This window comes from Paenibacillus zeisoli (assembly GCF_003994465.1).
Classification (GTDB): Bacteria; Bacillota; Bacilli; order Paenibacillales; family Paenibacillaceae; genus Fontibacillus; species Fontibacillus zeisoli.
Window position 1 is genome coordinate 138,912 of sequence record NZ_RZNX01000009.1, and the last position, 11,197, is coordinate 150,108.

General features: G+C 46.7%; 12 protein-coding genes. 3 read left to right on the top strand and 9 right to left on the bottom strand.

Features of this window, described 5'->3' with window-relative positions; all coding sequences use genetic code 11:
• Positions 1 to 14: 14 nt before the first annotated feature.
• Positions 15 to 218 (bottom strand): YetF domain-containing protein, encoded by a 204-nt coding sequence (locus EJP77_RS17225; protein WP_127200489.1) that lies wholly within the window; start codon positions 216 to 218, stop codon positions 15 to 17.
• 204 nt (positions 219 to 422) lie between these two features.
• Here EJP77_RS17225 and EJP77_RS17230 point away from each other — a divergent pair, with 204 nt between their 5' ends.
• Together EJP77_RS17230 and EJP77_RS17235 are read left to right on the top strand one after the other, a co-directional pair.
• Positions 423 to 812: a TIGR04086 family membrane protein gene (locus tag EJP77_RS17230; RefSeq protein ID WP_127200490.1), complete on the top strand. Its 390-nt coding sequence runs from the start codon at positions 423 to 425 to the stop codon at positions 810 to 812.
• Between the two features lie 105 nt (positions 813 to 917).
• Entirely contained in the window at positions 918 to 1,745 is an 828-nt protein-coding gene (locus EJP77_RS17235; RefSeq protein ID WP_127200491.1) for a phosphatase PAP2 family protein, read from the top strand.
• Between the two features lie 69 nt (positions 1,746 to 1,814).
• On the opposite strand, the gene yajC is transcribed toward EJP77_RS17235, so the two are convergent.
• The 8 genes from yajC to EJP77_RS17275 all read right to left on the bottom strand — a co-directional run bounded on the left by yajC (position 1,815) and on the right by EJP77_RS17275 (position 9,502).
• Entirely contained in the window at positions 1,815 to 2,135 is a 321-nt protein-coding gene (gene yajC / locus EJP77_RS17240) for a preprotein translocase subunit YajC (protein WP_127200492.1), read from the bottom strand.
• Positions 2,136 to 2,172: 37 nt separating this feature from the next.
• Positions 2,173 to 3,318, bottom strand: a complete 1,146-nt coding sequence (tgt, locus tag EJP77_RS17245; protein ID WP_425464262.1) for a tRNA guanosine(34) transglycosylase Tgt — start codon at positions 3,316 to 3,318, stop codon at positions 2,173 to 2,175.
• Between the two features lie 17 nt (positions 3,319 to 3,335).
• The gene (queA, locus tag EJP77_RS17250; protein WP_127200493.1) at positions 3,336 to 4,364 is read right to left on the bottom strand and encodes a tRNA preQ1(34) S-adenosylmethionine ribosyltransferase-isomerase QueA; all 1,029 of its coding nucleotides are present in this window, start codon (positions 4,362 to 4,364) and stop codon (positions 3,336 to 3,338) included.
• A 9-nt stretch (positions 4,365 to 4,373) separates the two neighbouring features.
• Entirely contained in the window at positions 4,374 to 6,470 is a 2,097-nt protein-coding gene (locus tag EJP77_RS17255) for a SpoIID/LytB domain-containing protein (protein WP_127200494.1), read from the bottom strand.
• A 37-nt stretch (positions 6,471 to 6,507) separates the two neighbouring features.
• Positions 6,508 to 7,512: a Holliday junction branch migration DNA helicase RuvB gene (gene ruvB / locus EJP77_RS17260; RefSeq protein WP_127200495.1), complete on the bottom strand. Its 1,005-nt coding sequence runs from the start codon at positions 7,510 to 7,512 to the stop codon at positions 6,508 to 6,510.
• A gap of 27 nt (positions 7,513 to 7,539) precedes the next feature.
• A complete protein-coding gene (gene ruvA, locus EJP77_RS17265) occupies positions 7,540 to 8,157 on the bottom strand; it encodes a Holliday junction branch migration protein RuvA (protein ID WP_127200496.1) in 618 nt (205 codons plus the stop codon).
• Positions 8,154 to 8,657 (bottom strand): crossover junction endodeoxyribonuclease RuvC, encoded by a 504-nt coding sequence (gene ruvC / locus EJP77_RS17270; protein WP_127200497.1) that lies wholly within the window; start codon positions 8,655 to 8,657, stop codon positions 8,154 to 8,156. The genes ruvA and ruvC overlap by 4 nt, the downstream gene beginning before the upstream one ends.
• 161 nt (positions 8,658 to 8,818) lie before the next feature.
• Complete coding sequence (locus EJP77_RS17275) at positions 8,819 to 9,502, bottom strand: BofC C-terminal domain-containing protein (RefSeq protein ID WP_127200498.1); 684 nt, start codon at positions 9,500 to 9,502, stop codon at positions 8,819 to 8,821.
• 150 nt (positions 9,503 to 9,652) lie between these two features.
• On the opposite strand from EJP77_RS17275, the gene EJP77_RS17280 reads away from it, so the two are divergent.
• The gene (locus tag EJP77_RS17280; RefSeq protein ID WP_127200499.1) at positions 9,653 to 11,047 is read left to right on the top strand and encodes an alpha/beta hydrolase family protein; all 1,395 of its coding nucleotides are present in this window, start codon (positions 9,653 to 9,655) and stop codon (positions 11,045 to 11,047) included.
• Positions 11,048 to 11,197: the final 150 nt, after the last annotated feature.

The window sequence follows — 11,197 nt, forward strand, 5'->3', positions numbered from 1 at the left end:
TTTGTAAAATGCACTTATTCACCCGTTACAATGTACATTCGGCCTTTATGATCCAGCGTACACAGATTGATTTCCTTAAAGTGCTTTAGCCCTCGGAACTGAATTTGATTTTTTAGCCAAAAACGGGTTTGGCTAATCTGCTCCAGGTTTTTATCCATTACTTTGCCATTCATAATCAAGGGTAAAGGCAGCGAGGCATATTTGATTTGTGCAGGCACGTCATTTCCTCCCTATCCAGCTTGTTTTTTCGGATATCCAAGTACAAGTATTCTTCCCCTACCCTTCCGGCTGATGCAGATATAAATTCTTTAAATAGCGGTGGTTTTTACAGAATAATCAAATAACCTTAACCTCTTGGTAATAACAGATTAGGCTTGACCATAGAATGAAATATCAAAGCTTGATCTAAGGAGGATCTATTCATGGAGTACAAGCGCCGTATGCTTCCTTTTCGTATCTCTCACCCGACCGTATCCGGTCTCTGGTATGGTTTCTTATGGATGATGATTGGGGCATTGATTCTGTCTTTATTCCTTCATATTAGTCAAATGCCAGAGGAGAACCTGGCTGTATACACCTATCTGATTCATGCCTTATCCATTGGATTTGGAGGCATTGCTGCTGGCAAAAGATCAAGCCGAAAGGGATGGTATCAAGGGGGGCTGGTTGGTTTTCTGTATTGCGTTATTGTACTGCTAATCAGTTTCTTGGCTCTCGACTCCCAATTCACTCTGAACGACTTTGTAATGCTCATACCCGCCTCCCTTATTGGGATGGTTGGGGGAGTCATGGGTGTCAATTTACACAAATAATACAAAATTCCCGAAACGGTTGGTAGACTCAGGATTATTTCTGATTACCCCGAAATATGTTAAACTGATGTAATCCGTGTTAAATATAAGGGGGAAAAGTCGGCTTTGCTTTATCACTCCATGACAACCGTTTCGCTGTTCACAGCTGGTGTGGCTATACTGCTAATCTGGTTTGGTTCCGCGAAAAATCCGTTTGTAGCGGCGTATGCGTTTATACGTGAGCTTATATTTTCGAGAAAATTTCTAGTCTTGTTTGCCTTAATGGTCGGCGTCCTGCTCGTTAACAGTTTTGAGCTTAAATGGGAAGCTGAATTGGGAACAACCACAGATTTCACACCTTGGTTTCTTGCTATAGAGGGACATTTTGTTCAGTATTTCCAACAGTTTTTCCATGCTCATTGGATAACTGAAGTCACTGCCTTTTTTTATGTTGTTGTTTTTCAGGCGCTTCTTATTGCTTCACTAGGAATTTATGCGAGCGGCAAGAATACTGTTTTTGTTCATGCGGTATGTTACACAGTCATTATAAATTATCTGGTAGCCATCCCTTTCTACCTGTTCTTTCCAATTAGTGAAGTATGGTCTTATGCTCCATCGGGTGCCGAATTTTATATGTATGAAGTTTTCCCTAACTTTGATGCGGCCTACCGGCCATTATCTGGGATAAACAACTGTTTCCCAAGCCTGCATACGTCTATTTCTGTCTCGATGGCTATTCTCGCCGTTCGTTCGGGCAATCGCCGTTGGGCATTTGCAGCTTGCGTGAGTGCCTTTATCATTGTCTTTGCCATTTTCTATATGGGTATTCATTGGCTTACGGATATGATTGGGGGACTGGTCTTAGCTACAATAGCCACAACCTTGGCGGTAAGATGGGCTCAGCGCTCGGCGCAGCCAGCAAGATTGCCTTTGAATATGGAATCCTCAATATAAATCACATTTCAATTTATCCGTACTCCATAAAAATGAGCCTGCTCTATTTAGAGCAGGCTCATTTATGTATTAGCTGGCAGATCCAGTCGTATCGGCTGTACTGATACTGTGGCTGATTGCGCTTCGTTCAAATGTAAGCTTCGTTACATCGTTCACTTTTAGCACGACCGTATCATCTGTAAGCTCGGTAATCGTACCGTGCAAACCTCCGATGGTTACGATTCTATCGCCCTTCTTCAAAGCACTAAGCATGTTTTTTCTGGTATTTTGCTTCTTCTTCTGTGGACGAATCAACAGGAAGTAGAACACAACAAACATCAGAACAAACGGAATGATAATGCTGTACAAATCCGACCCTGGCGCTGCGGCGGCAGCTGCATAATGAAACATTTATATTCCCCCCTTTCTTCTCTGATGAAAATCCCCTTTAGAAGCCTTTGTCGTTGTCTAACAGACCATACTGTTCGAAGAATTCATCCCGGAAGTCAAGCAGTCGATCATCCATAATTGCTTGACGCACGTTCTTCATAAGATCGAGCAGGAAGTGTAGATTATGATACGTCGTCAACCGGAGCCCGAAAGTCTCATCCGCTTTGATAAGATGACGCAAATAGGCACGAGAATAATTTCGGCAAGTATAACAGCTGCATTCTGGATCCAAAGGTCCAAAATCATTGGCATACTTGGCATTACGAACAACAAGCCGGCCCTGACTCGTCATGGTTGTGCCATTGCGTGCAATCCGGGTAGGAAGCACACAATCGAACATATCAATTCCCCGAATTGAGCCTTCAATAAGCGCATCCGGCGAGCCAACACCCATTAAGTACCTAGGTTTGTTCTCGGGAAGCAGCGGTACTGTATAGTTCAGCACCTCATACATTAGGTGTTTGGGCTCACCTACACTCAGTCCACCAATAGCATACCCCGGAAAATCCAGGGAAGTCAAATCGGCAGCACTCTGTCTTCGCAGATCCTCATACATTCCCCCCTGAACGATGGCGAACAAGGCTTGGTCATGTGGTCTTGCGTGACTTTCCAGACATCGCTCAGCCCAACGGGAAGTCCGTTCGAGAGATTTCTTCACATAATCATACTCTGCCGGATAAGGAGCACATTCATCGAAGGCCATCATGATATCGGAACCCAGGGCGTTCTGAATTTCCATAGCTACTTCGGGAGAAAGGAACAGCTTCTCGCCGCTGAGATGGGAACGGAAATGAACCCCTTCTTCCGTAATCTTTCTCATTTCACTCAAGGAGAAGACTTGGAATCCACCGCTGTCCGTCAGAATAGCACGGTCCCAATTCATGAATTTATGAAGTCCACCGGCTTCACGAATGATCTCATGTCCAGGGCGAAGGAATAGATGATAGGTGTTGCTGAGAATAATCTTGGCATCCATCTCCTTAAGCTCTTCAGGACTCATCGTCTTCACCGTAGCCTGAGTTCCTACAGGCATAAAGGTAGGTGTCTCTATAATTCCGTGGGGAGTATGAACTCGTCCCAGTCTCGCACCGGATTGCTTACATGTCTTAATGTGTTCGTAGGTTACAGCTGCTGTCAATATCATCAACCATCCTCTAAGGCTTAGTAAATAAACATCGCATCACCGAAGCTGAAGAATCGGTATTTCTTCTCCACCGCTTCCCGGTATGCGTTTAATATATTGTCTCTCCCTGCCAGTGCACTCACCAGCATAACCAGCGTTGACTTAGGAAGATGGAAATTCGTAATTAAGGCGTCTACAAGACCATACTTGTAGCCAGGGTAGATGAAAATTTGCGTCCAGCCGCTGCTCTTCACAATGGGTCCGTCCCCACAAATCTGGCCTACGGTCTCCAGCGTTCTGGCAGAGGTGGTTCCTACCGCAATCACTCTACCGCCATGAGCGCGGGTTTCATTCAAGATGTCTGCTGTTTCCTGTGGAAGAATATAATACTCTTCATGCATAACATGATCTTCAACACGGTCAACAGACATAGGTCTGAAAGTTCCCAATCCCACGTGCAGAGTTACAAAGGCAATTGAAACTCCCTTGGCCCGAATCTGGTCTAGCAGCTCCTCTGTGAAGTGAAGACCCGCTGTAGGAGCAGCAGCTGAACCTTCGTGACGAGCATATACCGTCTGGTAGCGCTCTTTATCCTCAAGCTTTTCTTTGATATAGGGCGGAAGAGGCATTTGACCCAAGCGATCCAGGATTTCATTAAATATTCCCTCGTAAGAGAACTTCATAACTCGTCCGCCCAGCTCGCCCTCTTCTATAATTGTTGCCTTAAGCTCATCACCAAATACGATGACGGAGCCCTTTTTCAGTCTTTTACCAGGCTTAACAAGAACTTCCCACTGATCTTCCCCTAAGCTCTTAAGCAGTAGAACTTCTGCCTTGGCTCCGGTATCTTCCTTTACCCCAAAGAGCCTTGCCGGGATTACCCGTGTGTCATTAAGCACCAGTGTATCCCCAGGGTTCAGATAATCTACAATATCGGAGAAAATATGATCCTCCGTGCTTCCATCCTTCTTGTTCAGAGTAAGCAGCCGTGAAGACGTCCTTTCCAGTAAAGGCGTCTGGGCTATAAGCTCCTCTGGCAATTCAAAATCATACAAGTCTACGTTCATGATGCTGCTTCATTCCTTCGTTATAGTCACATTTTGGTAATAACGCTGCAAAATAGCTTTGTAATCTTTGCCGGCATCAGCCATTCCTTTGGCGCCCCATTGAGACAACCCGATTCCATGACCGTTACCACGACCGGTGAACATAAACGCATTGCTCTCATCTACGACCCTAGCTTCATTCGAAGCGCCGAGAACAACCATATTACCTCCACTTAGGCTTTGTGTTCCTGATGCGGATAGAACCTTGGTACCCGCTTGCGCGGTGCCTGTACCCGTTAGATTCCCGGCACCTAGTACAGTATACCTTCCGGTTGCTGTAATATCAAACAGCGTACTAGGCAAGCTGCCCAGTGCTGAGCGGTACAGATCCGGATATTTCACATCCAGAACCTGACCATTAGCCTTTACTTGGATGGCACGTCCGGAAGGGCCACGCTGGGCCACCTCAAGTGACAATATAGGCGAAGTAACCGATGTCGAAGTTCTGCCTTTGAGAGACTGAATTAATTGATCCGAGGTAAACGGACCTTTGATCCAGGCGTATTCATTCGACTGATTCACCTTCTCTAGAACAATGGCTTGATCGCCAGGGTTCATTTTGGATACGGGTGTCTCTCCAGATTGGATTACCGGTAGGGCTCTTACATTCGTATCATTTGCTGTCACGGTCAGATAAGGCAATCCAGCCGGGTTCTGAGTCCCCGTTAGCTTCGTATTATCCTCACGAATATACCCCGTCCTGCCATTTGCGAGAAGAACGTGATACCACATTTTGAGTCCAGCCTGCGCGGCTGTGTCCTCGTCACTCTTTACAGCTTTATAAGTAGGGTCGATATTTTTCCACACCTCGGTAGAATCGGCCGCCATCCCGCCGCTGTTGGAAGAGAACAGACCTTCTATCAGCTTCCCGTTGCTTTTTAGGACTTCACCTGAAGTGCTGTCAACCGCTTTTATAATACTGGCAGCCTCTTTTTCAACCCCGTTATAGGCCTGACTTAGCGTCGTATCTACAAGCCCGGCCACCTTAAACTTAGCAGCCCCCTGATACAAAGCATACGTTCTGGCAGCCACAGCTTGGGCTTTAAGGGCTTCCTGAGGCCAGGATGAATAGACCTCTCCTCCGACAACAGAGTACAGGTATTTATCAAGAGGCAGCTCATTGACCACAGCCAACTGCCCGTTCACACGACTGAGTTCAAAGCCGCCTCTATATTTGTGTGAAGAACGCTCCACCAGCTGAATGCTGCCTGATGCTGGATCACTTCCTTGAATCCACAATAAGGGCTCAGTTCCGTTCACCAAGAAGTGCTTGACTGGAGCTGGGGATGATAAATTCAACGTAACGTCAGACCGAATAATAACGCTCGTGCGTGTCTGCTTGGCTGGCTGGAGAGATAATCCCGGAACACTGGCAAGCAGCTGGGTTTCCACTTGATCGAGTTCTTCAGAAGTTGAAGTATCTCCAGTCCATACTTCAAATATAGATGGAGCTGTCATCACGACAACAGCATCAGTTCCTTGTGACTCTATTTGCTCCCTTATCTTGTCCGCTTCCTGCTGGCTCCCGAAAGCTCCTGCCGAGAGATACATTCCCCCCTTGGCCACTGGAGCTCCTGCACCGCTTAGACCAAGTGTCTGTCCAGTCCTTGCTGCCGCCTTCTGAGCTTCAGAAGCGGAAAGATAAGGTCCAGTATATACTTGGTACAATGTAGTTCCAGATAGGCTGACAGCGAAGATCAACGGCTTATCGGCCGTGGACTGAAGCTTCTTCGCTGCATCCGATGCCTTTTTCCAATCTGCGGTCTCCATAACCTTGACTTTGAATCCGTCCAGACTGAATCTAGCCTTCTCACCCGCTGCAAGATTAACCCAAGATCCCCCGTCTCCTTTAGGAGCAGCTATCCAGGCCGATGAGGATATGAAGGTTACTGCTGGTACAGTGGATTTATAAGTACTGCCTGCGTCCACAAACAAAGCAACACGGACCGTGTCCGGAGTGGATGATGCGGCATAAGCAGATGGTTGGATCAGACCGAGAAAAAGTACGCCTGCTAGTAAAATTTTTCCTACTTTTAGCAGCTTGCTCTTGTTACGTGATTGCTCCATGGTAATCCTCCCTCACGGATGTGTTCCCATCCATTTATTACATCTTCTCAGGTACAGGCAGTCCAAGATGAGCATAGGCGGCGGCGGTAACCATCCGGCCACGCGGAGTCCGCTGGAGAAAACCGATCTGCAGCAGATACGGCTCATACACATCTTCAATCGTCTGGCTCTCTTCCCCAATCGTAGCGGCGATGGTATCCAGACCAACAGGACCTCCCCGGAAGCTGGTAATCATAGCTTTTAGCATCTTGTGGTCAATCAAGTCGAGCCCCATAGGGTCTACCTGCAGCATTTTAAGTGCCTCATTGGCAATATCCGCTGTGATTATACCGTCTCCACGTACCTGCGCGTAATCCCGTACTCTTTTTAGCAGACGATTAGCGATACGCGGGGTTCCTCTTGATCTGAGGGCAACTTCCTCCGCGGCATTTCCTAGGATTTCAATTCCAAGGATATCTGCTCCCCTGCTCACAATGTAGCTAAGCTGGTCCACGTTGTAGAATTCGAGCCTGCTGACCACTCCGAAACGGTCTCTAAGCGGCGCGGACAAGAGCCCAGCCCGAGTCGTTGCTCCTATTAAGGTGAACGGGGGAAGATCCAGGCGAACCGAACGGGCACTGGGCCCTTTGCCTATCATGATATCCAGTGCAAAATCCTCCATGGCCGGGTATAACACTTCCTCAACGGTCCGGTGGAGACGGTGTATCTCATCGATGAACAGGACATCCCCTTCCTGCAGATTTGTCAGCAGGGCAGCAAGATCACCTGGCCGCTCAATTGCTGGGCCAGAGGTGGTCCGCAGGTTGACACCCAGTTCATTGGCGATAATATTCGCCAAGGTTGTCTTTCCAAGACCCGGAGGGCCATAGAGCAGCACATGGTCCAGTGCTTCTTTTCGCATCTTGGCGGCTTCAATATATATTTTTAAATTTTCCTTAACTTGGTCCTGCCCAATATATTCAGCTAAATAACGGGGACGAAGGCTCAATTCAACCGCCTGGTCTTCCATCATTAGATTGGCCGAAATAATGCGGTCATCCATCAGTGTAATCCCCCTATCTGTCCTTACTTAGCCCGCATACAGCATTCTGAGTGCTTTCTTCATTACGGAGTCCACCGGCTCATCCGGTACAATTCCGTCTTTCAGGTTCTGCCATACTTTGTCCAGCTCTGCATCCGTATAACCTAGAGCTTTCAACCCTTCTTTGGCTTCATGCCAGCCCGTAGAGACCGGATTGAACAGATCATGCTGCTCGCTATCAACCTGAACAAATAATGGGGTATTCGCAATCCCGTCCAGCTTGTCCTTCAGATCAAGAATGATACGCTGCGCCGTCTTCTTGCCGATTCCGGGAAGCTTAGTAAGGAATGTTATGTTCTCTTGATATATCGCTGCTACTACACTGTCAGGCGTACCCCCAGCAAGGATACCCAGTGCCACACGTGGTCCTATTCCCGACACTTCAATTAACTTGCGGAACAGCTTCTGCTCCTCCCGGGTAGGGAATCCAAACAGCAGAATGGCATCCTCCCGTACGTGGTGATGAATATAAGCTGTAACGACCTCTTCACTTTTGGCAAAAGCATACGGGTTGGGACAGAACACGCGGTAGCCTATATTCTGCACATCTATTACAACGTACTCTGTTTCATAGTGGACAATGTGCCCTTTTAAATAATCTATCATGAACGCAATACCTCGTTTATCTTGGAATTTAATGTGCTGGAATGCGCATGGCAAATGGCAATCGCCAAAGCATCTGCAACGTCATCCGGCTTGGGAACAGCCTGAAGCTTCAAGAAGATTTTCGTCATCTCCTGGACCTGCTTCTTCTCAGCTTTGCCGTAACCGACAATGGCCTGCTTCACCTGCATCGGTGTATACTCCCCGATTGGGAGTCCTCTCTGTATGGCTGCCAGCACAAGCACACCTCTAGCCTGACTGACCGACATAGCCGTGGTCACATTTCGATTGAAGAACAGCTTCTCCAGTGCCACCGCATCCGGCTTGTACTTGTCCATGAGCTGCCCGATTCCCTCATATACATGCAGCAGTCTTTCTTCTTCCGGCGTGTTCTTCTCTGTCTGAATACACCCATACTGAACCGGGATACACCGGCTTCCCTGCTTATCAATAAAACCGAAACCGACAATCGCAATTCCGGGGTCTATACCTAAAATACGCAAATGCAATCTCTCCTATAGTTCATAAAGCGAACATATGTATTCACTCTATTATAACAAAAGATAGAGCAGTATAGCGGAAAAAGTTGATATCCGATTCAGCTAAAACACAAAAAGAGACGCTGATCGCGTCTCTTCACTGTTCTGCTTTAAATAACAGTTATTTAGTTTAACTTCATCGCCTTCTGTGAATCCGTTGCGGCATAGTCGCTGAAAGTAGACAATACACTGTTATATTCCTCAACATCCTGAATTCGGATACCTTGTCTGATCTGATTGACGACATCCTCCGGAAGGGCACTTTCCATGGATTCAATATCCAGTTGAAAAAAAGTACGCATAACCTTCTCATCCTTCGGCGGTCCTTCAAATAGGCTGAGGTTTCCTTTAGCATCCAAGCCAATATAGCCCGATCTCTTACATATATCAGACAGGTCCTCAATATGGTGATCGAACCATACTTCTCCCCCAGTATCTATATGTCCAGTCCAATCCGGATGCTTGTTCTGCAGCTCGATAATTTCCTTGCCTCTCATCTTCCCCAGAACCTGGCTCTCTTCCCCGCATGTATATATTTTATTCAGATGAACCATTCTCACCTGATCCGCCTCATTAATGGCTTGCCTGAACTCCTTGGACGGCACCTGATCATATGCGGTTTGAAGATCAGCCAATGTCTCAAGAACAGCCGGTTCTTCCCGGGTCATCGCAGCCTCTAATTTATCTGAAAGGGGTACGCCCAACCAAGCCAACAAAGCTACAATACTGCATGCCGAAATGGTCCATATCGCCCTTCTCCATCTTTTCCAGCGTCTCTTAAAATGCTTCTTAATTCGAAAGATGTTCACGACAATCCCCTTCTTACTCGCTTTATTACTTATTGTGACCTTGGAGTTGAGGTAATATACAGCAGACTCTACGCAGGCTTGAGTTCGTTTAAGTGCTGTTTATATTCGGAGTGCATAATCAGAACTATAAAAGCCTGAAGGAGGCATCTGATGCGACTGCTTGAACTGATATCCGTTAGCTGTAACTTGTTTTTTCTTGCTGTTATGATACTTAGACGTTTCAGAAATACGTCCATGTCTGTATTATCCGCAGCAACTTCGTTAATTATGGCACTTCTGCAAATTATGTTTGAGAGCTACAGATGGCAGATGGTGCCTAATTATATCCTTACAATAGGGTTGGTATTATATGCGATCAACATTTTATTCAGGGGCAATCATACACCTAAAGATAACGTCGCTACGGAGAAATATAAACTTCGAGCAATTGGAAAATCCGTTCTACTGGGCATTAGCTGTTTAATCACCCTGCTTCCTCCTCTCGCTTTACCTGTCTTTAGATTCGAGGCACCCACGGGGTCTTACGCAGTCGGAACTATTCAATATCACTGGACAGACTCCTCACGGAATCGAGAACTGAATATCCAGGTATGGTACCCGGCTGATCATACAGCAGGTAGACCACATGCTTCCTACTCTCCCGACCTGAACGATCTTGCCGAGGGACTAAGCAAGACCTATTCCATTCCCAAATTCCTGTTTGATTACATTGGCCTTGTTCAAACTCCAGCCTATCTGAAGGCACCTATTTCTGCGCGAAAAACTAACTATCCGGTCATTCTGTTCTCACACGGATTCCCTGGCGGTCGTTATACGAATACCTTTCAGACTACTGAACTTGCGAGCCATGGATTCATTGTAGTCTCTGTGGAACATACGAACGGATCATTAACAACCGTGTTCCCCGGAGGTAAATATATTGGTGTTGATCCTAATCTGCCTCACTATGCCGATCTAAACGCATGGGATGAGATCATTAGCCGCATTTGGGTCAAAGATACCGAGTTCGTTATAGACAAGCTGGAGCAGCTTAATCGGTACGATTCACAGAAAATGTTTGGAGGGAAACTGGACTTACAGCGAATCGGAATGCTCGGCCATTCCTTTGGTGGAGCGAATGCAGCCCAGACTATGCTTGTGGATCCTAGGATACGAGCCGCCATCAATATGGACGGGACTTTTTTTGGTACGGGAGATCTAAGTCATGGGCTGCCGAGGCCCTTCTTACTTATGAGTTCTGATCCACCCATTAAGAGCAGTGATCTTCTATCCAATCCTTCAGACAGCGTGCTTGCTGCAAACGGATTAACACGCGACCAATATAGGCTTCTTCAGCAAATTCCCGTTCGAAAGCAACAGGCTCTTCGCAGTGGAGGACAAGAGCTCGTCATTCCCCATGCAGATCATTTAACATTTAGCGACTTCTATCTGATATTCCCGATACTCTCCTGGATCAATGGCCATTTCGACATACGGGAAACTCAGCATACGATCAATGAGCAAACTCTCTCCTTCTTCATGAAGTATTTGAACTATACGGAGTAAGGAAAGCTGGTTATAGCCTGTTATAACCTGTTAAAAAGCAAAGACTCCAAGGATAGATATCCTTGGAGTCTTGTTGCTTAATGTATACCGGCGAGAGGACTCGAACCTCCACGGTTTCCCACTCGATTTTGAGTCGAGCGCGTCTGCCAT

What these genes read in the sequence shown, in the direction of transcription:
- EJP77_RS17230 (WP_127200490.1), top strand. Translation starts at nt 423, where the DNA reads ATGGAGTACAAGCGCCGTATGCTTCCTTTTCGTATCTCTCACCCGACC.
- yajC (WP_127200492.1), bottom strand. Translation starts at nt 2,135, where the DNA reads ATGTTTCATTATGCAGCTGCCGCCGCAGCGCCAGGGTCGGATTTGTAC.
- tgt (WP_425464262.1), bottom strand. Translation starts at nt 3,318, where the DNA reads ATGATATTGACAGCAGCTGTAACCTACGAACACATTAAGACATGTAAG.
- queA (WP_127200493.1), bottom strand. Translation starts at nt 4,364, where the DNA reads ATGAACGTAGACTTGTATGATTTTGAATTGCCAGAGGAGCTTATAGCC.
- EJP77_RS17255 (WP_127200494.1), bottom strand. Translation starts at nt 6,470, where the DNA reads ATGGAGCAATCACGTAACAAGAGCAAGCTGCTAAAAGTAGGAAAAATT.
- ruvB (WP_127200495.1), bottom strand. Translation starts at nt 7,512, where the DNA reads ATGGATGACCGCATTATTTCGGCCAATCTAATGATGGAAGACCAGGCG.
- ruvA (WP_127200496.1), bottom strand. Translation starts at nt 8,157, where the DNA reads ATGATAGATTATTTAAAAGGGCACATTGTCCACTATGAAACAGAGTAC.
- EJP77_RS17280 (WP_127200499.1), top strand. Translation starts at nt 9,653, where the DNA reads ATGCGACTGCTTGAACTGATATCCGTTAGCTGTAACTTGTTTTTTCTT.